Annotated in this window: 22 protein-coding genes, 1 tRNA gene and 1 pseudogene; 15 read left to right on the plus strand and 9 right to left on the minus strand. The window is 66.1% G+C overall.

The window, feature by feature from the left end:
• Nucleotides 1-3: 3 nt before the first annotated feature.
• Both ispD and DC347_RS05595 read right to left on the minus strand, forming a co-directional pair.
• On the minus strand, nt 4-783 hold the full coding sequence (gene ispD, locus DC347_RS05590; RefSeq protein WP_018762310.1) for a 2-C-methyl-D-erythritol 4-phosphate cytidylyltransferase: 780 nt from the start codon (nt 781-783) through the stop codon (nt 4-6).
• A 107-nt stretch (nt 784-890) separates the two neighbouring features.
• The gene (locus DC347_RS05595) at nt 891-1,373 is read right to left on the minus strand and encodes a CarD family transcriptional regulator (protein ID WP_011690592.1); all 483 of its coding nucleotides are present in this window, start codon (nt 1,371-1,373) and stop codon (nt 891-893) included.
• 271 nt (nt 1,374-1,644) lie between these two features.
• Here DC347_RS05595 and DC347_RS05600 point away from each other — a divergent pair, with 271 nt between their 5' ends.
• The gene (locus tag DC347_RS05600) at nt 1,645-2,208 is read left to right on the plus strand and encodes a hypothetical protein (RefSeq protein ID WP_018762312.1); all 564 of its coding nucleotides are present in this window, start codon (nt 1,645-1,647) and stop codon (nt 2,206-2,208) included.
• A gap of 105 nt (nt 2,209-2,313) precedes the next feature.
• Here the strand turns inward: DC347_RS05600 and DC347_RS05605 are convergent, their stop codons facing one another.
• Nucleotides 2,314-2,994: a response regulator transcription factor gene (locus DC347_RS05605; protein WP_026264738.1), complete on the minus strand. Its 681-nt coding sequence runs from the start codon at nt 2,992-2,994 to the stop codon at nt 2,314-2,316.
• On the minus strand, nt 2,991-4,232 hold the full coding sequence (locus DC347_RS05610) for a cell wall metabolism sensor histidine kinase WalK (RefSeq protein WP_109044717.1): 1,242 nt from the start codon (nt 4,230-4,232) through the stop codon (nt 2,991-2,993). The genes DC347_RS05605 and DC347_RS05610 overlap by 4 nt, the downstream gene beginning before the upstream one ends.
• A gap of 205 nt (nt 4,233-4,437) precedes the next feature.
• On the opposite strand from DC347_RS05610, the gene phoU reads away from it, so the two are divergent.
• Nucleotides 4,438-5,100: a phosphate signaling complex protein PhoU gene (gene phoU, locus DC347_RS05615; protein ID WP_026264739.1), complete on the plus strand. Its 663-nt coding sequence runs from the start codon at nt 4,438-4,440 to the stop codon at nt 5,098-5,100.
• Between the two features lie 140 nt (nt 5,101-5,240).
• Here the strand turns inward: phoU and DC347_RS05620 are convergent, their stop codons facing one another.
• Entirely contained in the window at nt 5,241-5,987 is a 747-nt protein-coding gene (locus tag DC347_RS05620) for a phosphoglyceromutase (protein ID WP_018762316.1), read from the minus strand.
• 122 nt (nt 5,988-6,109) lie between these two features.
• On the opposite strand from DC347_RS05620, the gene DC347_RS05625 reads away from it, so the two are divergent.
• Nucleotides 6,110-6,943, plus strand: a complete 834-nt coding sequence (locus tag DC347_RS05625) for a class I SAM-dependent methyltransferase (protein WP_240617702.1) — start codon at nt 6,110-6,112, stop codon at nt 6,941-6,943.
• Here DC347_RS05625 and DC347_RS05630 read toward each other — a convergent pair.
• A complete protein-coding gene (locus DC347_RS05630) occupies nt 6,928-7,281 on the minus strand; it encodes a DUF2516 family protein (protein ID WP_018762318.1) in 354 nt (117 codons plus the stop codon). The two genes, DC347_RS05625 and DC347_RS05630, sit on opposite strands and share 16 nt — an antisense overlap.
• Before the next feature lie 9 nt (nt 7,282-7,290).
• A complete protein-coding gene (locus tag DC347_RS05635; protein WP_018762319.1) occupies nt 7,291-8,481 on the minus strand; it encodes a PLP-dependent aspartate aminotransferase family protein in 1,191 nt (396 codons plus the stop codon).
• Nucleotides 8,482-8,616: 135 nt separating this feature from the next.
• On the opposite strand from DC347_RS05635, the gene tmk reads away from it, so the two are divergent.
• The 10 genes and pseudogenes from tmk (at nt 8,617) to comJ (ending at nt 18,222) form a co-directional block, all read left to right on the plus strand.
• A complete protein-coding gene (gene tmk, locus DC347_RS05640) occupies nt 8,617-9,309 on the plus strand; it encodes a dTMP kinase (protein ID WP_109044719.1) in 693 nt (230 codons plus the stop codon).
• A complete protein-coding gene (locus DC347_RS05645; protein WP_109044720.1) occupies nt 9,306-10,469 on the plus strand; it encodes a DNA polymerase III subunit delta' in 1,164 nt (387 codons plus the stop codon). Before tmk ends, DC347_RS05645 begins: the two co-directional genes overlap by 4 nt.
• A complete protein-coding gene (locus DC347_RS05650) occupies nt 10,466-12,034 on the plus strand; it encodes an alpha/beta hydrolase (protein WP_109044721.1) in 1,569 nt (522 codons plus the stop codon). Before DC347_RS05645 ends, DC347_RS05650 begins: the two co-directional genes overlap by 4 nt.
• A gap of 105 nt (nt 12,035-12,139) precedes the next feature.
• Nucleotides 12,140-12,212: transfer RNA gene (locus DC347_RS05655), tRNA-Thr, on the plus strand.
• 317 nt (nt 12,213-12,529) lie between these two features.
• Nucleotides 12,530-12,688, plus strand: a pseudogene (locus DC347_RS05660) (ATP-binding protein); the annotation flags it as partial.
• A gap of 375 nt (nt 12,689-13,063) precedes the next feature.
• The gene (locus DC347_RS05665) at nt 13,064-14,731 is read left to right on the plus strand and encodes a phosphodiester glycosidase family protein (protein ID WP_109044722.1); all 1,668 of its coding nucleotides are present in this window, start codon (nt 13,064-13,066) and stop codon (nt 14,729-14,731) included.
• 55 nt (nt 14,732-14,786) lie between these two features.
• Entirely contained in the window at nt 14,787-15,869 is a 1,083-nt protein-coding gene (locus tag DC347_RS05670; protein ID WP_109044723.1) for a glycerophosphodiester phosphodiesterase, read from the plus strand.
• 122 nt (nt 15,870-15,991) lie between these two features.
• Nucleotides 15,992-16,165, plus strand: a complete 174-nt coding sequence (locus tag DC347_RS05675) for a CsbD family protein (RefSeq protein ID WP_018762327.1) — start codon at nt 15,992-15,994, stop codon at nt 16,163-16,165.
• Nucleotides 16,166-16,737: 572 nt separating this feature from the next.
• Nucleotides 16,738-17,361 carry a DUF416 family protein gene (locus DC347_RS05680; protein ID WP_109044724.1) on the plus strand — a complete coding sequence of 208 codons (624 nt, stop codon included), beginning with the start codon at nt 16,738-16,740 and terminating at the stop codon, nt 17,359-17,361.
• A gap of 435 nt (nt 17,362-17,796) precedes the next feature.
• Nucleotides 17,797-18,222 carry a competence protein ComJ gene (gene comJ, locus DC347_RS21620; RefSeq protein ID WP_165837981.1) on the plus strand — a complete coding sequence of 142 codons (426 nt, stop codon included), beginning with the start codon at nt 17,797-17,799 and terminating at the stop codon, nt 18,220-18,222.
• A 99-nt stretch (nt 18,223-18,321) separates the two neighbouring features.
• On the opposite strand, the gene DC347_RS05690 is transcribed toward comJ, so the two are convergent.
• Entirely contained in the window at nt 18,322-19,050 is a 729-nt protein-coding gene (locus tag DC347_RS05690) for a PspA/IM30 family protein (protein ID WP_109044726.1), read from the minus strand.
• A 383-nt stretch (nt 19,051-19,433) separates the two neighbouring features.
• On the opposite strand from DC347_RS05690, the gene DC347_RS05695 reads away from it, so the two are divergent.
• Nucleotides 19,434-20,348 carry a polysaccharide deacetylase family protein gene (locus DC347_RS05695; RefSeq protein WP_109044727.1) on the plus strand — a complete coding sequence of 305 codons (915 nt, stop codon included), beginning with the start codon at nt 19,434-19,436 and terminating at the stop codon, nt 20,346-20,348.
• Nucleotides 20,349-20,471: 123 nt separating this feature from the next.
• Entirely contained in the window at nt 20,472-21,110 is a 639-nt protein-coding gene (locus tag DC347_RS05700; RefSeq protein WP_109044728.1) for a hypothetical protein, read from the plus strand.
• A 16-nt stretch (nt 21,111-21,126) separates the two neighbouring features.
• Here DC347_RS05700 and DC347_RS05705 read toward each other — a convergent pair whose 3' ends face one another.
• On the minus strand, nt 21,127-22,368 hold the full coding sequence (locus tag DC347_RS05705; protein WP_109044729.1) for an NAD(P)/FAD-dependent oxidoreductase: 1,242 nt from the start codon (nt 22,366-22,368) through the stop codon (nt 21,127-21,129).
• Nucleotide 22,369 lies beyond the last annotated feature (1 nt).

Consider the following 22,369-nt stretch of genomic DNA (forward strand, 5'->3'; position numbering starts at 1 on the left):
CGCTCACCCTTCCACCCACCGGGCGCCAAGGGGACCCTCAAGGAGCCCTTCGGCGAAGATCAGGTCAAGCGGCGTGGTGATCTTCAGCGACTGGGTTGAGCCGCGGACAGCGTAGACCGGCGTCCCCAGCATCTCCACGAGCATGGCGTCATCGGTGACGGCCGCCGACTCCCGCCGGTCCAGGCCCTCGGCGGACCGGTGCGCCTGCACCAGCGTGTCGAGGGTGAATCCTTGGGGTGTCTGAACGGCCCGCAGTTCCTCGCGGCGGGCCGTTCCCGTGACCACCTCCGGCGCGAAAACGCTGTCCCCCCCGGACGTGGCTGCAACGGTCTTGATGGTGTCCACGACGGGGAGAACGGGAATGACGGCGGCAGCGCCGGCGGCAAGGGCTTCCGTTACGCGGTGGAAGACGGACTCGGGCGTCAGCGCCCTGGCGGCATCGTGGACCAGGACCGCTTCCGTGCCGTCCATCAGGGCAGCCATACCGGCGCGGACGGAGTCAGCCCGGGTGGCGCCGCCGTCCACAAGGGTGAGGAGGGGGCCGCCGTCGGCCAGTTCGTCCCGGAAACTGCCGCAGAGACGGCGCAGGCCTTCGTCCCCTGCGGGCAGCACCACGCAGACCTGGCTCGCAACACCGGAGGCGACGATGCCCCGCAACGCATGCATCAGGATCGGTTCGCCTCCGAGGGGGACAGCCGCCTTGGGCATCCCGTAGCCGAGCCGCTGCCCGGAACCGGCGGCCACCACGATGACTCCCGTGACAAGGGGCGTTGATTCACTCATGCGGACTAGCCTACGACGCCGTGGCGGCTGCGCCGTGCCCGGGTCGCAGCCCGGTTCCGGGCAAAAAGAAGCCCCGGCGGCACGTGGGTGCTGCCGGGGCTAAATTCTTAGGAAGCCAGGACCTCGTCGAGAACGCTTGCGGCCTTCTCCTCGTCGGTCTTTTCAGCCAGCGCCAACTCTGAAATCAGAATTTGGCGGGCCTTGGCCAGCATTCGCTTTTCGCCTGCGGAAAGGCCCCGGTCGTGATCCCGGCGCCACAGGTCGCGAACGACCTCTGCCACCTTGATGACGTCACCGGAAGCAAGCTTCTCCAGATTTGCCTTGTACCTGCGTGACCAGTTGGTGGGTTCTTCGGTGAACTCGGCACGAAGCACATCAAACACGTGCTCCAGGCCTTCCTTGCCCACTACGTCCCGAACCCCAACAAGGTCCACGTTTTCTGCTGGAACTTCAATGGTCAGATCACCCTGAGCCACCTTGAGCTTGAGATACATCTTCTCTTCGCCCTTGATGGTGCGCATCTTGATTTCTTCAATCTTCGCAGCACCGTGGTGAGGGTAAACTACTGTCTCGCCGACCTCAAATACCATGTGGACATTTCCCCTTTCCCGCAGACCAGTTTATCACGATTCAGGCATATGACCGGCCGGAGAAAGGGCTCCCAACCGCGAAAATACGCGGAAAAACGGCCCAATCGACCTCCTCAACCCCCTTGACGGATGAGGATATTAGTGCATCAGGTGAGCGTTCCCACAGTCGATGTGACAGCCTCGAATCCTCGTTTGACCCCGTTTGCGGATAGGCTATGGCTGCAAAAGACTTCAAATTTCTCGAGGAGTACGTGACGTGCGTTCCACTGCGATGAACCGGGCCCAGCGCGGCAAACTGGCACTGACGGCTGCTGCCCTTGGCGTCAGCCTGCTGACTGCGGGCTGCGGTTACATCACGCCCCAGCAGACCAGCCACCAGTACTCCGCCTCGGACGGCATCCGCGCAGACCTCGGCCCGCTGCAGCTGCGGAACATCCTCATCGTTTCCAGCGGCGAAGACGGACCCGGCCGCCTGATCGGCGCGGTCTACAACTCCTCTTCCAAGGACGTGAAGCTCACGGTCAACGGCGCCAAGGGCTCACAAACCGAAGTTCCGGTGAAGGCGAACTCGTACACGCTGCTGAACGAAAACACCGACCCTGCCATCCTGAGCACCACCGGCGGAAAGCCGGGTTCGCTGGTGGACGTCAAGATCAGCGAGAACGGCACCAACGTCACCAGCACGGTCAAGGTGCCGGTCCTGGATGCCACATTGAAGGAATACAAGGACTACCTGCCCACCGCGAGCCCGTCGGCTTCGCCGTCGTCGTCCGCCGGTGCCAGCGCAACGGCCACCGCCACGCCAAGCGCAACGGCAACCGCCACCAGCCGCTAGCGGGGAGCCCGCCAAGGCGGGCAGCCCGAGACGTACAGCAAGGGGAGGGCCGGTTGGCCCTCCCTTTGCTGTTGCACTCGCCTGGACAGCCTTGGCCGCCCGGGCCTAAGGTTCGAATTTGTAACCGAGGCCCCGCACGGTGACCAGGAACCGGGGTGCGGAGGGATCTGGCTCGATCTTGCCGCGGAGGCGTTTGACGTGGACGTCAAGGGTCTTGGTGTCGCCGACGTAGTCCGACCCCCAGACCCGGTCAATCAGCTGTCCGCGGGTGAGGACCCGGCCGGAGTTGCGCAGGAGCATCTCCAGGAGCTCAAACTCCTTCAATGGCAGCAGGACCTGCTCGCCGTCCACGCTCACGACGTGGCGTTCGATGTCCATCCGGACCGGGCCGGCCTGGACCGTTGAGGAAATCAGTTCCTCCGGCTCGCCCTGGCGCCGCAGGACCGCCCTGACCCGGGCCACCAGTTCGCGGGAGGAATAGGGCTTGGTGACGTAGTCGTCCGCGCCGAGCTCCAAGCCCACGACTTTGTCGATCTCCGAGTCCTTGGCCGTCAACATGATCACTGGAACGCTGGAACGCTGCCTGAGCTGGCGGCATACCTCGGTGCCGGACAGGCCGGGCAGCTGCAGGTCCAGCAGGACAAGGTCGGCGCCGTTGCGGTCGAATTCCGTGATCGCGTCGAGGCCGTTGTCCACCACCTCAACCTCGAATCCTTCCTTGCCCAGCAAATAGGACAAGGGATCGCTGAACGACTCCTCGTCCTCAACTATCAAAATCCTGCTCAAGCGCTAGCTCCTCGTTCTGTTGCGCCGGCGGCGCGGGGTACTTGGGTGGGTGCAGGCTGGCCGGCCGGCTGCCGCGCCGGCGACGGTGCCGGAGCGTCAGGGACCGGACGGTCGCTGTCCTGTCCTTCCATCTCGGGAAGCCGCAGCGTGAAGGTCGATCCTTGGCCCGGCTGGGACCAGAGCGTCACCTCGCCGCCATGGTTTGAGGCCACATGCTTGACGATGCTCAGGCCCAGGCCGGTGCCGCCGGTCTGGCGCGAACGGGCGGCATCGACGCGGTAAAAGCGTTCGAAGACGCGTTCCTGGTCCTCGGGCGTGAGCCCGTCCCCCTGGTCGGTCACGGAGATGGACACCAGGCCCTCCCTGGAACGTACGCCGATTCCCACCCTTGTGTTGGCCGGTGAATAGCGGATGGCGTTGTCGATGAGGTTGCGCAGCGCGGTGACCAAAAGGTCCTGGTCGCCGAAGACCTTGCCCTCAGTGCGGCCGCCCACCACGATGCTGATGTTCTTGCTCTCGGCGGGCAGCTGCGACCGGTCCACGGCCTCGGCGATGACCGCGTTGATGTCCACGGGGCCGCCTTGCTGCGTCACGCTGGCGCCCTGCAGCCGGGACAGCTCGATGATGTCCTGGACCAGTGCGGCGAGGCGGGCTGACTCCTTGTGCATCCGCTTGGCGAACCGGCGGACCGCTTCTTCGTCGTCCGCGGACGACTCGAGGGCCTCGGCCAGCAGGGAGATGGCGCCGACGGGCGTCTTCAGTTCATGCGAGACGTTGGCGACGAAGTCGTTGCGGATCTCTTCCGTGCGGGTGATCTCGGTCCGGTCATCGGCCAGGAGCAGGATGTATTCCTCACCCAGCATGGCTGCCCGGACCTGGACGATGATGGTCCCCTGCCCCAGCGGTCCGCGCGGGAGCTCCAGCTGCTTCTCCAGGATGACGCCATCGCGCCGCACACCCGCGGTCATGTCCAGGAGTTCTTTGTGGACCACGGTATGGCCGCGGACCAGGCCGTAGGCGTAGGCTGCCGGGCTGGCACGGACAACGCCGTCGACGTCGTCCAGGACCACGAAGGCACGTCCGACGACGGCCAGCACCTCCGCCGCCCCGTCCGGCAGCGCAGGTTCCCCGGCGTCGACCTCCAGCAGCTCGCGCTGCTTCTCGCTGACCCGGAACGCCAGCACGCCGAACGTGCCAAGCGCCAGGCCGACGAGGCCTGCAACCAGACCAATGAGCATAGGATCCACAGCTCCACTTTATGCTCTTGCCCGGAGGCCACCGGCGCTTCGAAGCCCTTACCGCGAACGGTTCAACTAACGTTCACCTCCATGGGCATAATCGTTTACCGGGCGATGCCAGAGTTAATGGTTAGAGCGCCCCATGGCGACACGATTCCTGCTGCCCTGGAGCGGCCGGCAGGAGTTCCAAGGAAAGGACGCCTACGTGCGTAAGGTTTTTCAGGAAGAGCTCACCCAGGTCGGTGACCAGCTGGTGGAGATCTCCCGGCTGGTCAGCGAAGCCATAGACAAGGCCACCACTTCATTCCAGGTCGCGGACGTGGACCTCGCCCAGGACGTCATCGCGGCGGATGCGCGCATCGACTTCCTGCAGAACAGCCTCGATGAGCGGGCCATCGACATCCTGGCTTTGCAGGGTCCCGTGGCGAGCGACCTGCGCATGATCGTGGGCTCGCTGCGGATGAGTGCCTCACTGGAGCGGATGGGCGACCTCGCGCGCCACATCGCCCAGCTGGCCCGCCTCCGGTACCCGTCCACGGTCATTCCGGAGTCCATGACCGGGACCTTCAACCGCATGGCCGAACTGGACCAGGAGATCGCCGACAAATTGACGGTGCTGCTGGAGAGCCGCGACCTCGAGGTGGCCAGGGACATCCTGAAGGCGAACACCGCCATCAATGACCTGCACCTGAGCGTCTTCAAGGCCATCGCCTCACCCGAGTGGACCGAGTCGCCGGCGACCACCGTGGACGTGGCCCTCGCCAGCCGCTACTTCGAGCGGTTCGCGGACCACGGCGTCTCCGTCGCCCAGAAAGTGACCTACCTGGTCACCGGCGCGTGGCAGCCCAACGCGACTGAACACAGCTAACCAGGCGGATAACGACGGCGGGCTGGTCACCCCAGGTGACCAGCCCGCCGTCGTCGTTTCACATTTGACGCAGCGCGTACTTCGGCCGGAGTGCGTCTAAGGGAGGAACGACCGAGCACCCGGCGAAGAACCGCGAAGTCTTACTTCTTGCCCTGGTTGGCTACGGCCAGGATGGCCTGCTCAGCGGCCTCCGGGTCCAGGTAGGTTCCACCGGGCTTGACCGGCTTGAAGTCATCGTCGAGGTCGTACACCAGCGGAATGCCGGTGGGGATGTTCAGCCCGGCGATGGCCTCGTCACTGATGCCGTCCAGGTGCTTGACCAGCGCACGAAGCGAGTTGCCGTGGGCTGTGACCAGGACGGTCTTGCCTGCCTTGAGGTCTTCCTTGATGTCCGATTCCCAGTAGGGCAGCAGGCGTACCAGGACGTCCTTGAGGCACTCGGTGCGCGGGAGGGCGTCGCCGAGGCCGGCATAGCGGGGGTCGTGGGCCTGGGAGAACTCGGAGTCGTCATCCAGGGGCGGCGGCGGAGTGTCGTAGGACCGGCGCCATTCCATGAACTGCGCTTCACCGTATTCGGCCAGGGTCTGGGCCTTGTCCTTGCCCTGCAGCGCGCCGTAATGGCGTTCGTTCAGGCGCCAGTCACGCTTGACCGGGATCCAGCCGCGGTCGGCTTTGTCCAGCGCGATGTTGGCGGTGTTGATGGCCCGCTTCAGCAGGGAGGTGTACAGCACATCCGGGAGGATGTTGTTCTCCACCAGCAGCTCACCGCCCCGCGCTGCTTCCGCGCGGCCCTGGTCGTTCAGGTCAACGTCCACCCAGCCGGTGAACAGGTTCTTGGCGTTCCATTCGCTGTGGCCGTGGCGCAGCAGAATCAGCTTGTAAGTCATGATTTTCATCCTAGCCGAGCAGTGTTGCCGGCCGCCCAGCGTTACATGGCCGGGCAGGCTTTTGGACCCGCCTCCACCCCCGCGGGGATAGTGTTGGGGCCGTGGTTCAAAAGGCTGAACGGGTGAATACCCCACAACTTTCCGGCAGGACATCTGCCGGCCGGCAGGGCCGGCCGGTAGGCAACGTCACCCGGGGAACCACCAACCCCAACCGGATGCGGCGGGTGGACCGCTGGCTGACGGGACCGCAGGCGTGGCGGCTGCGGTCCGCGGCCGACCCCTTCGTGGTTGACCTGGGCTACGGCGCCACCCCGGCCACCGCCGTCGAACTCTTTGAGCGCCTTGCCACAGTGCGGGCGGACGTCCGCGTGTCCGGCATCGAAATCGAGCCCGGGCGCGTGCAGGCGGCGATCCCGCTCCAGCGTCCGGGACTGACCTTCCATGTGGGCGGCTTCGAGCTTCCCGTCCCCGGCCGTCCGGTCCTGGTCCGGGCCTTCAACGTGCTGCGCCAGTACGAGGAAGCGGATGTGCCGGGCATCTGGCGCCTGGTTCAGGACCGGTTGGCACCGGGCGGCCTGTTTATCGACGGCACGTGCGACGAAGTGGGGCGCCGGGTGACGTGGGTTGCGCTTGACCGTGAGCGGCCGCTGTCCTTGAGCATTTCGGTCCGCTTCGGCAGCTTCGACCTGCCCTCGGAGGTGGCCGAGCGCCTGCCGAAGGCCCTCATTCACCGCAATATTCCCGGTGAACGGGTCCACGACTTCCTGCTGGCGCTGGACCGGACCTGGCTGGAATGCGCCCCCCTTGCCTCGTTCGGGAACAGGCAGCGCTGGGTGGGCATGTGCCGGAGCCTGCGCGACGCCGGGTGGCCGGTCCAGGACGGCCCGGCCAGATGGCGGCTGGGCGAACTAACCGTGGGCTGGGACGCCGTGGAACCTGGCTACCAGGGGCCGTAGGGCCCCGTGTTGCGGCTGCCGCCGCGGCCGGCGTCCTTCACGGCGGGGCGGACATCGGCGAGGTAAACGGAGGCGGCCACGACCGCGGCGAGCCCAAACAGGCCAAGGGTGCTGACGATGCCGCCGCCGGCGCCGAACAGCGAAATCACGCCCACCAGTGTGGCGCCGCCGGTCAGCGCGAGCCAGAAGGCCTTGGTCCGCTTGCCAGTCGCCTCGAACGCGTTGGCGCGGTGCCGGGCACAGTCCACCAGCGCCCACAATTCCAGTCCCAGGGCCACCAGGCCAAGGATAAAGAACACTGCCTGTTCTACAGGCCGAATAATCAGTTCACCGTCCACGAACCCAGCCTAGCCGCCCAGCGTGTCCAGCGCCTGCTTCAGGTCCGCCCAGAGATCCTCCACGTTCTCGACCCCCACGCTGAGGCGAACCAGGTTGTCCGGCACGCTGGCAGGTTCTGCTGCGTGCCTGCGACGGCGTTCGATCAGGGACTCGACGCCGCCCAGTGACGTGGCGGGGAGCCATAATGCGAGGGCCTCCACCACCTTGTCCGCAGCGTCGGCACCCCCCAGGCCGGCGGCCGGCGCCACCTGCACGCAGATGATGGAGCCGAAGCCCTTCATCTGGGCCTGGGCCCGCTCATGGCCGGGGTCCGACGGGAGGCCCGGGAAGCGGACGGATTCAATGGCGGGGTGGGCCGCGAGGCGCTCCGCCAGCAGCATCGCGGAGCTTTGGGACCGCTCCACCCGCAGTGCAAGGGTCCGCAGTCCGCGCAGCGCCAGCCATGCTTCGAAAGGTCCGGCGATGGCGCCGTGGATGATGCGGTGGTGCAGCAAGGCGGACCGGATGTCCGGGTTGGATGTGACCAGCGCCCCAAGGACGACGTCGGAGTGCCCGGCGAGGTATTTGGTCACCGAGTGGAGCACGACGTCGGACCCGAGCCGGAGGGGCTGCTGCACCAAAGGGGTGGAAAAGGTGTTGTCCGTGACGACGATGGCTCCTGCGGCGTGGGCGGCCTCGGCGACGGCCGCCATGTCAGCGATCCCCAACATCGGGTTGGTGGGACTTTCCAGCCAGAGCATGGCCGCGGCCCGGGCCCCGGGACCGGTGGGCGCCAGGGCAGCTTTGACAGCATCGGTATCGGCGATGTCCACGGTGCGGAGCTCTATGAAGCCCTTCTGGGCAAGTTCGGAGGCCATGACCAGCGAGCCCGAATAGCTGTGGTCCGGCATCACCAGCACTCCCCCGGCCGGGATCAGGGACAACGCCGAGCTGACGGCCGCCAGCCCTGATGCGTACAGCAGGCCCGGCAGCGCGGAGCCTTCCAGCTGGCCCAGCGCCTCTTCGAAGGGATCCCACGTGGGGTTCGAATACCGGCCATAACCCCGGTCCCCGTCGCCCAGCGGACCGGTGCCGAAGTAGGTGGAGGACAAGGTGATGGGAGGGTTGACCGGCTGGTCCCTTTCCCGGGGCGGACGTCCGGCCGCGACCACGACGGTCTCGGGGGAAAGGGACGCGGCCTGGTGCTCGGAAAGACTCATGTTCAACAGCGTACTGTCCGTCCAGGATCCGCCTGAAAGGGGTGCCGCCGTATGGACGCCTTGCGTTCACCGGCCGTCCACACAGGGTGCGGCGGCAGGTCATGAAATGTCGGTCCGGCTCGGTAGGCTTGGGAGGTGAGCAAACAAATGGCGGGCGTGTTCATCGCATTCGAAGGTGGCGATGGCGCCGGCAAGTCGACGCAGGCGGCCCGGCTTGCGGCTGAACTGGAATCACGGGGGTACACCGTGCGCCGCACCCGTGAACCCGGCGGCACCCCCGTCGGCGAAAAGCTGCGTTCGCTGGTCCTGGACCATGGCAACGGCGAGATCGATGCCCATACCGAGGCCCTGATTTTTGCGGCGTCCCGGGCAGCCCACGCCGCCCAGGTCATCCGGCCGGCACTCGGCCGCGGCGAAATCGTGCTGACCGACCGCTACATAGACTCGTCAGTGGCCTACCAGGGGGCGGGCCGCGACCTCGGCCAGGACGCCGTCAAGTCCCTCAACGACTGGGCCACCTCGGGCCTGCAGCCCCACCTCACAGTCCTCCTGGACGTCGACCCGCGGCTTGGCCGCAGCCGCCGCACTGCCGGCCAGGCGGCCGAGGACCGATTGGAGTCCGAGGCAGATGACTTCCACACCAGGATTCGGAAGGCTTTCCTCGACCTCGCTGCCGCCCGCCCCGGAGCGTATCTGGTCCTGCCCGCAAAACTGCCGGTGGACGAACTCGCGGCGCAAATCCGGGACCGGGTCGACGCTCTGCTTGCCGGCCCGGCTCCTTCCAATGCGTTGCCCTCCCGGCACGGGACGGACGGTGGCGGCTCGTGACGGTGTGGGACGACCTCCAGGGCCAAGCCGCCGTCGTCGAACAGCTGCGCCAGGCGGCAAGCGGCGAAGGCCTGACGCACGCCTGGCTGTTTACCGGGCCGCCGGGCTCCGGGCGCTCCAACGCAGCCAAAGCTTTCGCAGCCGCGCTGAACTGCGACCAGGAGGACGTGGGCCTGCGGGGCTGCGGCCGGTGCCAAGCGTGCCGCACCATCCTCGGGGAAACCCACTCGGACGTGACCTTCGTCCGCACGGAGAAGGTCACCATCACCATTGATGAGGCCCGCGAACTGGTGGCAACGGCGGGGAACCGGCCGTCCGCGGGGCGTTGGCGGATCATCGTGGTGGAGGATGCCGACCGGATGGCTGAGCGGACCACCAACGTGCTGCTGAAGGCCATCGAGGAACCCACCCCGCGCACCGTGTGGATGCTCTGCGCACCGTCCCCGGCCGACGTCCTGGTGACCATTCGGTCCCGCTGCCGCAGTGTTGCCTTGCGGCTGCCGCCTGCCGCGGAAGTTGCAGCCCTGCTGGTCAGGCGGGACGGCGTTGATCCTGAGCTCGCCGAACGCGCGGCGCGGGCAGCGCAAAGCCACGTGGGGATCGCCCGCCGGCTGGCCCGGGACCCCGCCGCCCGGGAACGCCGCCTGGAGACGGTGCGGTTCCCGCTCGGGCTCCGTGGCGTCACAGCCGCGGTGATGATGGCGGACAAGCTGGTGAAGATCGCAACGGCAGAGGCCACCAGCTCCAACGAGGAGCGCGACGCCGCGGAAAAAGCAGCCCTCCTGGCAACACTTGGCGCGCCCGAGTCCGGCACGCTCCCCCCGGCGATGCGCAGCCAGGTGAAACAGCTTGAGGACGACCAGAAGCGGCGGGCCAAGCGCTCCATCACGGACTCCTTGGACCGGACCCTCACGGACCTCCTGTCCTTCTATCGGGACGTGTTGATCATCCAGCTGGGGAACGCCGTGGAGCTGGTCAACGTTGAGCTCAGGAGTGAGCTGGAGGAGTTCGCCGCCCGCAGTACTCCGGAAGGCACGCTTGCCCGGATGGATGCCATCAACAAAGCCCGCGAACGCATCACCACCACAAACGTCGCCCCGCTGCTGACCCTCGAGTCCATGGCGGCCAGCCTGATCCAGCCCTCCAAGGAGACCCGATGACTGCCCGCCCCCTGCCCGCACGCCACAGGTCCTTGCTGGCCGCCGTCCGCGCCGCGGGCGCCATGGCCCTGTTCATGGTCCTTGCCTCGTGCAGCCTCCTCAACGGCGGGGACAAGAACCCGCCGGAGGCGGCCACCGCCAAGGCCGACCCCTCGATCGTGGCGTCCGCGCCCGCCGGGCTGGAGAAGTTTTACTCGCAGGAAGTCGTCTGGCAGCCCTGCGAAGGCGAATTCCAGTGCGCCAAGGTGACCGTCCCGATGGACTACGCCAACCCGGCCGGCGACACCATCCAAATCGCGGCCCTGCGGGCCCCCAGCAGCGGCAAGAAAACGGGCAGCCTGCTGGTCAATCCGGGCGGCCCGGGCGCTTCCGGCTATGACTTCGTGAAGGACGCCGCTGCGACACACTTCTCGGCGGCCGTCCGCAATGCGTACGACCTCGTGGGCTTCGATCCCCGCGGCGTCAAGCGTTCCGCTCCCGTGACCTGCATGACCGACGCGGAGCGTGACGCGGCACGCGCCAAGACCTACGCCCTCGAAACCGACACCGGGCTGGCGGCGGCACTGGCGGACAACAAGGCAATCGCTGCCCAGTGCGCGGCGCAAACCGGCCCGGTCCTGGCGCATATCGACACCGTTAGCGCCGCCAAGGACCTGGACGTGCTGCGTGCGGTGGTCAATGACACCAAACTGAATTATCTCGGATACTCGTACGGGACCTTCTTGGGCTCCACCTACGCTTCATTGTTTCCGGACAACGTGGGCCGGATGGTCCTTGACGGCGCCCTCGACCCGTCCATCAGCAATGAGGACCTGACCAGCGGCCAGGCCCGCGCGTTCGAGAAGGCCATCCACACCTACGTCGCCAGCTGCCAGCGGCAGGGCAAGTGCCCGCTGACCGGCGACGTAGACTCCGGCGTGCAACAGATCCGGGACCTCATCGACGCCGTCCAACAGACACCCCGCACCGCCAAGGACGGCCGCCTGGTCAATGCGACGACGTTCGTCAGCGGCCTGATCACCCCGCTCTACAACGACCAGAGCTGGCCTGCCCTCACCCAGGCGCTGGAGGCCGCCATGAACGGGGATGTGAGCCTGGTGCTGCGCCTCGCCGACATCAGCGCCGACCGTGCGACCGACGGCTCGTACACCTCCAATTCCACGTTCGCGTTCAACGCGATCAACTGCCTTGACTACCCCATGGTCTCGGACACCGCCGGCATGCGGGCGGAGGAGAAGCGCCTGGAACAAGACTCCCCCACCTTTGGCTACTTCTTCGCCTACGGCGGGACCAGCTGCGCTGACTGGCCGTACAAGAACGTCCGGACGCCGCAGGCGGTCGAATACTCGGGGAACTCCCCGATCGTGGTCATCGGAACCACGGGCGACCCCGCCACCCCGGTTGATTGGGCTGCCTCCCTGCGCAAACAGCTGGGGAACGCCTCGCTGCTGACGTGGAAGGGCGAGGGGCACACAGCCTACGGCCGGGCCAACAGTTGCCTCGAAGATTCGGTGGACAACTACCTGGTCGGGGGCAAAGTTCCGGCCGACAACACCGTGTGCTGAACGCCTCAGCGGCCTGCACCTGCTCCATTTTGACCGCGGCGCAGAGACTCTATTAGAGTTGACTCTTGCATGAAGGGCCCGGTTCAGTCCGGGATTTTGTGCGGTGCTTCCTTAGCTCAGTCGGTAGAGCGTTTCACTCGTAATGAAAAGGTCATCAGTTCGATTCTGATAGGAAGCTCGGGATAAACCCCTAGGACTCAAGGGTTCTAGGGGTTTTTCGCTGGTTAAGCCGAGAGATCTTCTCGATGGCAGGGCACACTTAGACGCTCCCTTGAATGAACCTGTAACAGTGGGGTGATTCTAATCCCGGCCGCAAAGTGTCCTGTCCGGGATCGCCTCAACCTCTCGTCCGTGGGACGAATTGCGCCGAGGGAAACGAGCGCTAAAGGACCCGCTAAAATCCGAGCATGTCCTTGACCCAGATCCTCGAGGACATGCGCGGCGCTTACTGCTTCCGGACGGCTTGCGGCGCGAGGTCACCGAGCACATTCTTCAACAATTCCCGGCGCCGGATTGGGGCTGGCGACCACCAAGTCCATCGTCGAAAACCACCGCGGCCACATCACCCTCTCTAGCAGCCCGGGCAGCGGCACCAGGGCGGCGCTGAGCCTGCCAGCCGCTGACGCCAAACCCCCAGCGCTGGCGGTCGTCTAGCGCCTCATCACCTGAGCGGCCTGGAGCCGCTCGGCGCTTTCGTCCGTTCCGACGGGTTCAGTCATGGAAAATGGGCTTGCCCAATTGATCCTAAGCATGCTTCCTCTGGATGCAGTCGATCGCAAACGGCTGGGAACGGGGAGTTCGAAAAGGGTGCGCTCAGCGAACGGGGCGCACCTTTTCCTATGCCCGCCACGAGGCTCATCGGCTGCCGGGTACGCACATAAGTTCTCCATGCTGCGCGGGGGTTACGGCATCTGGACGGAACATCCGGACACAGTTCCCCGAACGGTTGATGAACACTCATCGAAGGCATGAATAACCGCGGTGTGTGGGAGGGCTCTATGACTTCCTGGCGCTCTAGTGTCGATAACCATGATCAGCCCCAATCATCGTCACCGCCGTGCGGTTATCACCGCCCTGGCCGTGTCCCTCCCTTTCGCCTTCCTCACCCCGGCAGGCGCCTCCACCGCGGCGCCAACAGCACCGGCACCTGACCAGCAGGCTGCCGCACCGGCACAGGCCTCACACCTGGACCTCGGCGCGCAGGACCTGCCTGAGACGCGGAACGTGACCACGCTGGCTCCGGGCCTGACCCGGACCACGATCACGCGCGGCGCCCCTAACCAGGAGTTCTTCTGGACTGCCGAAGTCGCGGTCCCGTCGACCTCTCTCGACCCCGACGCCCCGGCTTCCGCGCTGTCCACCCAGGCGCAGGCGCAGAAGGTTGCCGACAAGCTCAACGCCGCTGGTGTCACTGCCCGCATCGAGCACGTCCAGTCACCCCAGCTGGCCGACGCCGGCGGCGACCTCGGCTACCGGGTCCGTGCGGGCCAGTTCAGCTCGAAGGCCGACGGTGCTGCCACCGTGGACCAGATCAAAGCCGCGGGCTACAAGGCCTCGGTGATCTACACCGGCTGGGACGGTGACGCCGGCTCCAGCGAGGACGACCGCGGACCGTGGAATCTCCAGGTGCTCACGATTGATCCGAAGGAGTTCCACGGCGACCTCACCTCCTCCTTCGGCCCCAACCTCGAAAACCGCGAAACGACCAGCCAGCTCTCAGCCGCCGCCGGCGCCCTGGCAGCCGTGAACGGCGGGTTCTTCACCATGGACCCCGCGGCGGGTGCCCCCGGTGACCCCGCCGGAGCCGCAGTCCACGACGGCAAGGTCCTCAGCGAACCCGTCGGCGACCGGCCCTCCCTCGTCCTGGATAAGAACGGCACCTCCATCCAGCGGCTGCACTGGCACGGCACTGTCACCGCGCCGGGCGCGGCGGAACTCCCACTGGACGGCGTCGACCGGGTCCCGGGGCTGATCCGCAACTGCGGCGGCACCGACGACACCCCGACGAACCTGCCCCTGCACGACTTCACCTGCACGGACCCGGACGAGATCGTCTCCTTCACTCCCGAGTTCGGCCCCACCACCCCGGGCGGCCCCGGACTCGAAGTCGTCCTTGACCCGCAAGGCACCGTCACCGCCGTCAACCACGCGCGAGGCACCGCGGTGCCCGCCGGCGGCCAGACAGTGCAGGCGATCGGCGCCGACGTCGACAAGCTCGCCGCCCTGGCCGTGCCGGGCAAGAAGCTGAAGGTCGACACGGACCTGCTCGATGAAAGCGGAAAGACCCTGACGACCACCCCGACGACGGACGTCGTCAACGGCGGCCCGACCCTGGTCCAGAACGGCCAGCTGGACGTCACGGCCAAGCGCGACGGCATGGTCCGGACCAACGACAGCAACAGCTTCTTCTACGGCTGGGTCCACAAGCGCAACCCCCGCACCTTCGCCGGAGTGGACGCCCAGGGCCGCACCATCCTGGTCACCGCCGACGGCCGCCAAACCACCTCCCTGGGCCTGAGCCTGAACGAAGAAGCCCACGTGGCGAAATCGCTCGGCATGATCAACGCCATCAACCTCGACGGCGGCGGATCCACCACCATGGTCCAGGGCGACCAGGTCATGAACTCCCCCTCCGACGCCACCGGCGAACGCCCAGTCGGGGACGCCCTCCTCGTCTTGCCCGGCCGCAAGCCGTAACCCGGCCCACGCCCTTCACCTTCCACCCCGCCACAACCCCAACCCCGGAGAACCCATGAAGTGCACCAAGCTGCTGACCGCGGCCGCCATCACTGCCGGCCTTGCCCTGGGAACATCCCTCCCGGCCCACGCCGCCGACACCAACCCCAACGGCACCGAAAACCACTTTGACCTGCAGGCCCACCGCGGCGGCATCGGCCTGACCGTCGAATCGACACTCGCTTCCTTCGCCAAGGGCATCGAGACCGGCGTGTCCACCTTGGAGATGGACCTGCAGATCACCAAGGACGGCCGCGAAGTCATCACCCACGACCGGAAGATTGATGGCCGGAAGTGCAAGGACACCGCGCCTGTCACCCCGGGAGACCCGTCCTTCCCCTATGTGGGCAAGTACATCAAGGACCTCACCTTCGACCAGGTCCGCAGCCTGGACTGCGGCTCCCAGACGCTGCCCCAGTTCCCCGGCCAGCAGGTCTCCCCCGGAGCCAGGATGCCGACCCTGGCAGAGGTCTTCGACCTCGCCAACCGTTACCGGGCCAGCCAGGTCAAGTTCAACATCGAAACCAAGGTCGAGGCCGGCGCCCCGGAACAGACCGCCCCGCGCGAACAGTTCGTCGACGTCGCGCTGCGCGAAATCAACAAGGCCCACATGGCAGAGCGCGTCTCCATCGAAAGCTTCGACTGGGGCTCCCTGCGCATGGTGAAAGAGCGCCAGCCCGGCATCCGCACCGTCGCCCTGACCAACAAGGACTTCCTGCAGGCCGGCCAGCCGGGCAAGTCGCCATGGCTCGGCGGCATTGACGCCGATGACTTCGGCGGGGACCTGGTGGACGCCGCGGCTTCCCTTGGCTTTGACGCCATCTCCCCCGTCCATGGCACGCCCCAGAACGGCACCGTCACCGACCCAGGCTACGTCCCCTACGTGAACGCGGACATGGTGACCCGCGCCCACGCCAAGGGCATGCAGGTTATCCCCTGGACCGTCGATGACAAGCCGACCATGCGCAAGCTCATGGACGACGGCGTCGACGGCGTCATCACCGACTACCCCAACATGCTGCGTGACGTAATGGCCGAACGGTCCCTGAAGCTGCCCAAGCAGTACACCCTGGAGCCGGGCATGTCGGCAGCCAAGTAACCTGGCTGCCTGCGATCCAAAGCCCGAGGCTCCTGCTCGGCAGACTTGCCAACATAATCCTAAGCATGCTTACTATGGATGCAGCCGAATGCGAACGGCTGCCAACCAGAGGAGGAAACACCATGGGACTGGGCGACAAGATTGACAACGCTGCCGAGAAGGCAGGCGGCAAGGCCAAAGAGACGGCCGGCACCGCAACAGGCGATGAGAGCCTCCGGACCGAAGGCCAGGCAGACCAGGCCAAGGGTGATCTGAAGCAGGCCGGAGAAAAGGTCAAGGACGCCTTCAAGGACTGACAGTTTTATACGGGAAGGGCGCGCTCAGCGAACGGGGCGCGCCTTTTTTGTGTCCTCATGGTGTGGGCGTCTGTTTCTGGAAGGTGTTCTGATTCCAGCTCGTGGGGCGCGGTCAGGTATTCTTCGATCGATCCCCACTCCCGTCCGCTACAGCCGGTCGAGGGAGCCCTGTCGAATGCCGATCTCGCTGTGGGAGTCCGGGTCCGCTGCCGTGCGTCGTACGCTCACAGCCGCGCCAGCAGCGTCCTCGGATAGGGTTGGCCGGACAGGTGAGCGGCCCTCCAATCCGGAGTCCTGCGCCTCCGGGAGGTCTGCCGGGCGTGATCAGGAACTGACCAGCCCAATGCAGGGACGCAATCATGAACCGGACCAAAACGCCGGGCAGGCTGAGCGTGTGAGGGTCGTTGACGGGCCCGCCGTGGCGAGGCTTCCAGGCCGCTGCATTGACCACAGTCGTGCGGAAGAGCACAATCGCTGAATCAAGGCAAGCCAATCACTCGTTGTCCGGCCTGCAGGAGCTTCCTTGAAGATACAGAAGCCTCAATTACTAGCCCGAAAACCGCAAAGTGGTAATGAAAGTGGCGACACCGGAATATGACGAGATGGTTCTGAAGGGGCGCCTTTCTGGCCTGGACAGGAGAGCCAAGACGGCGTTCGCCGCAGCATGCGCAGAGAGCCTCGTCGCGCTTCACGAGAGATACTGGACCACAACTGGGGACAGCGGAAAGGCGGCGCGGGCACGGGAGATCCTCGACTCCGCCTGGGACGTTGCGTTCGCCGGCAATTCCGACGTCAGTTCGCTTGAATCGGAAGCCGTGTCGCTGGGCCCTACGGATGACGAGGAATGGTCGTTCGACAAGGGATATGCACAAAATGCCGCTGCGGCACTGGCCTACGCAGTCCGGACATGGCTGTCCGGTGACGCGCAGGAAGCGGCATGGGCTGCCCGGCAGGTGTACGAGGCGGCTGAGTACTCGGGCAGCCAGCCCGATGTGCAACCCGGTGAGCTGCTTGTCCGCAAGGTCAGCGATGTTGCTGTCCAGATCGCCGTCACCGATACTTCATCAGGCGTTCAGTCGGCCCTGGACTTCCTTGATCAAGCTCTCAGGATCTGCGAGGACATCCCCTTGCCCCGGGACCAACTACAGGTACTGGCCCAGTCTTCGGGCCAAACATGGGCCGCCGCATTCAGCTAGAGACTGAAGATCCGGGTCAACGTCGGAATGCGCTGCGAGATGGACGGACGGAACGATCGACGGCATGTTCTTCCAGGTCGCAAGTCAGACCGCAGTGGGCGATATGAAGACTGAACACCAACCGTTCGCTTCTTGGGTGGCTGTCAGTACCAGGGAAGCATTCCAACGTCGGAACGAGGCACCATGGTCCAAGTGGTTCAGGGCTACTTCCGTAGCGCTGTCCGCTTCCCGAAAAGGTCCACGGAACTCCTTCGTGGAATGAAAGCCGGCAGCCATGTGATCGGTGTTTGTTGGCTGGCGTTGTCCCTCCTTTGGGATGGCGCGTGGCAAACGATCCTGTGGGCCGTGGTCGGCCTGGCTGGACTTGTCCAGTCCGCTTTGGTAGAGAAAGAAATCCTTCGCAGGACGAATGGCGCCGGCAAGGGAGGATGCCCCATGGACGCCGAGTACAACGTAATGGCTGACTTCCACCAATTCACGGTCTCCGACCCGACAGCCGATTTCGGGGACCTCTGGGCGAAATGGACGGACGAGACGATCGACGCCATGTTCGTCCAGGGCGACCGCTACATCGCAATTGGCACCATGCGCAATATGTACGCACCGGTCCTCATCCGGCTCGACTCGGAGCGTTCCTTTACCGGCAGGGTCGACAAGGTCGCTACGGGGGTTCTGGAAGTTCCCAGCGGCGTAGTGGAAGTCTCGGGGTCCACGGACAACGGCATGAGTGGCGGGAAGGTGAAGGTGCCTCCCGGCACGTACCGCGTCGAGGTGCAGTACTTCAATCTGGATTCGATCTCTGACGATGGCCTTGAGGGCGATGACCGCTACATGATCACACTTTTCAGGACCGGTAGGTAGGCAGGGCGGCAGGGGGCGTAATCGTCCTAGACGCCAGCCTTGGGGTTCCAACGGAAGGCCGGCAGCAGTGCCAAGCCGACAACTCCTAATAATGGCAACCTAGTTATCGATGGCTTTCCGGTCCATGGACTTGAGCGCCGCGAGCCGTGCCTCCACTTCGGTCTGCTCTCCAAGGTCCTCAAGAGAGGCGAACTGTGCATCAAGGGATGAGGCAGCGAGTTCCTGCTGGCCGCGGACCGTCGCTTCCTGCCGGCGGATCCTCTCCTCGTAGCGGCCGATCGCCGAAGTTGGGTCCCCCGTGTCCAAGGCTTCGAGGGCGTCGTGGACCTGCGACTGCGCGGCGGCCACCCTTGCCCGGTTGACGAGCTGGTTGCGCTTGGCGGTCAGCTCACCGAGCTTGCCGCGCATCTGGTCCAGCCCTTGTTTGAGCTTGTTGACGACCTCGTTTTGCGCTGCCAGGGCAGGAGCCTGCGCCTTGGCTGTCGCTTCGGCGGACATCTGCCGCTGCAGGGCGAGCCTGGCGAGGGCGTCGAACTTGTCAGCGTCCACGCTGTTTCCCGCGGCCCGGAATTCGTCCGCCTTGCGGGACGCGGCAACCGCCTTGCGGCCCCACGTGCCGGCGTCCTCGACGGCGCGGGCGTAATCGTCCTCGGCCATCCGGAGATTGCCGATGGTCTGGGCAACAGCCGCCTCGGCCTCACGGATGTTCTCCGAGTAGTCCCGAACCATCTGGTCCAGCATCTTTTGCGGGTCCTCGGCGGAGTCCAGGAGGGCGTTCAGATTGGCCTTCGCGAGCTGCGCGACGCGGGCGAAAATACTCTGCTTCACAGTGCCTTTCTATCGGTACTGGTCGCCGGATTCAATGTGGACGGCACCAGCGAACGCAGAAGCTCCCTGCACGCCACCATGATTCGCCGGCAAGGACGGGCCCGGAGGTCGTGGTCCTCCCCGGGCTTTGCCGGTTACCGGCCACATTGGCGCGCAGGCGCACCGCCGCAGTTCCGTTTTCACGGAATGCCAAGGCTGGCGCGGTATCATCCCGTCATGACCCCCTTCGTTCCGGCTGCAGTTCCGTGCGCCGTCGCACAGCCGGCGCTGCCTTGCCCCGCCACGTCCAGCGCTCCCCGGTTCAGGGTCACCGGGGATCAGTCATGGGACGGCTTGAAGTCCCTGCGGGGTAACTGACCGTGGAACCACAAGGCGCACGCCACATGAGCCAGGACGGCAAAGGTCCCGGCCGCAGGACCGTACTGCTGGCCGCGGTGCTCACGCTGTCAGCTGCCGTACCGGATCTCCAGCCCGACCGGCGGCGGGCGGCTGACGCTGCAGAAACGGTCACGGAACCGTCAAGCGTTCCCTCACACGCGCCCGCCCGGATTGTCGACGTAAACCCGGACGATTCCTCGCCCCTCCCCGCCTCAATGCCGTCCGTGCCGTCCCGGGCCGACATTGTCGCCGCGTACGGAAAGCACCAGGCCCACTACTGGGGACTGGAAGCGCCCGGCGTCCTGACAAGGCTTCCACCCGCTTCACAGGGCATCTCGCTGACCTTTGACTTTTGCGGCGGACCGGGCGGCAGCGGCTATGACCAAGCGCTGCTGGACACCCTCCGCCAGAGGCACATCCCTGCCACGCTCTTCCTGAACTCGCGGTGGATTACCGCCAACCCCTCCACAGCACGGCAGTTGGCAGCGGACCCGCTGTTCGAACTGGCCAACCACGGAACATCGCACAAGCCGCTGTCCACCACTGGAAACAACGCCTACGGGATCCCCGGGACAAAGAACGCCGGAGAAGTCTATGACGAGGTCATGCCCAACGACCTGTCGCTGGCCGGGATCACCGGCGCCCGTCCCCGTTACTTCCGCCCCGGCACCGCCTACATGGACGACGTCGCTGCAGACATCCTCCATGCCCTGGGTGTCAGGCCTGCGGGCTTCAGCATCAACGGCGACGGCGGCGCCACCTACCCTGCCGCCGTCGTCGCCAAGGAAATCGGCAAGGCCAGGCCGGGGGACGTGGTGATCTGCCACGGCAACCACCCGAACGGCGGAACGGCTGAGGGCGTGGCCCACGCCATCGACAAACTGCTGGCGGCAGGCATGTCCTTCACCCACCTGCCCTGACCACCGCTGCTTCGGACGCTGGCGGCCCCACCGCTGATCCGTTACGTTGGCAGGGACGCCCGCATCCACCGGTCCGGCAGGACCGCGCGGGCAACAGTTGCACGCTGACGTTAGGAACCCCGAATGCCGGAACAGCACGAAGCCCCATCACTCGGCTGGGTCCCGGCCTGGGCCGACCTGCAGGGCCGCTCCGCCGAGCCGGCCGGCGCCGGGTTCATCCTGGACGCGGTCCCCGGTGCCCCCGCTGAAGGGGCGGAGTACGTGGCAAGCTGGCCCGGCCCGGACTGGGAAGAGCTTGCCGGCACGGCGGCAGCCAGGCCCGGGGCGCGGCTGACCCTGATCGTCGCCACAGCCGCAGCGCAGGCGCCCGCCCCGCCTGGATTCTCCCCCGCCGCCGAGAGGATTCTGCTGAACGCCCCGACATCCCAGCTGGACACCGGCGTCGACCTGCCCGAGAATTCCCAGGTGGCCCTGGCACCCATGGACAGCTACGACGCCGTCGAAATCACTGTCTTTGACCACCCGGTGGCCAGGGGCCGCGTCCAGGTGCGGGACGAAGCTGCCGCCGTCACCATCCTCGAAGTCCCGGAGGGCCCGGACAAAGAAGTCTTCACGCGGGCCCTGTTCGCGGCCATGGCTGAAGAAGCGTTCCTGCATGGCGCCGCGCACCTGCACATGGTGGTTGAACCGGATGCGGCCGCCGGCTTCCAGGAGTCCGGCTGGACCACCGCAGGCCGCGTCCTGGGTTACGCCACGGCATAACGACGGCGGCGAGCGCCTAGTCCGGCCGTCCCACCACCACCTGCGCCGGGCTGTGCGTGAGGTAACCATTCGCCCACGAGAACAGGGCCCGGATTTTCTGCTGGAATCCGGGCAGCAGGGCGAGGTGCACCGCGAGCCAGGACACGAATGCCAGCGGCCCCTGCAGTTGCAGCCGCCGGCGCCCCAGCTCCGCCACCGCGGCGCCCCGGCCCACCATGGCCATGTATCCCTTATCCCAGTAGCGGAACGGCTCCCGCGTGCCGCCGGTCAGGTCGGCATGGATGTTGCGCGCAGCCCATTTGCCCGATTGCTGGGCCACCGAGCCGAGCTGTGGCAATCTATCGCCGGCGGCATCGGTGATGTTGGCGGAGTCACCCAGCACGTAGACGCCTTCGAAGCCGGAAACCGTCAGGTCCGGTTGGACATCCACGCGCCCGCCCCGGCCCTGCGGCAGCCCGGACTCCGCGATGATCCGGCCCGCCTGGAGTCCACCGGCCCACACCACGATCCTGGCAGGAATAACCGTCCCGTCCTTGAGCGTCACACCGTCAGGCCTCACCTCGCCCACGGCCTGGCCCATGTGCAACTGGACGCCGAGCTTGGTCAGTCGGTCCCGCGCGTAAGCCTGGGATTTCTCCGAGAAGGCAGCCAGGACGTTGGGAACCATATCCACCAAATGCACATGGCAGCGTGCGGCCAGCCCCGGAGAAAAATACTTTGGCACCACGTATTTGACGTTCTCGGCCAGTGCCCCCGCGGTCTCCACACCCGTGGGGCCGCCGCCCACCACGATCACGTCGGCCCCGACGGCCGGCTCCCGGTCGGCCTCGTCCAGCACTGCCGTGATGGCCACGCTGAGGCGGGTGGCGTCTGCCACCGAGTACAGCGGGTAGGCGTGTTCGTCAGCGCCCGGCGTGTTGAAGTAATTTGGTACCGCGCCGGTGGCGACCACCAGCGCACGGGCCCGGTAGCTGGATCCATCACGGGTTGTCACCGTGCGGTTGGCAGCATCGATGGCTGTCACCTCCGCAGTCAGGACCCGCACGCTGTTGATGCGCCGGAATTCGGAGCGGAGTGGCCGGGTGACCGCTGAGACGCCGATCTGGGACGCGGCGACCTGGTAGAGCAGCGGCTGGAACTGCTGGTAGTTGTTCGTATCCAGCAGCAGCACCCGGATACCCTTGCGGCCCAACTCCTCGGCTGCCGACTTTCCGGCGAAACCGCCGCCAACCACAATCACCTGGTATGAATCGTCCATT

The sequence above is a fragment of the Pseudarthrobacter sp. AG30 genome (assembly GCF_003116525.1).
Taxonomy (GTDB): Bacteria; Actinomycetota; Actinomycetes; order Actinomycetales; family Micrococcaceae; genus Arthrobacter.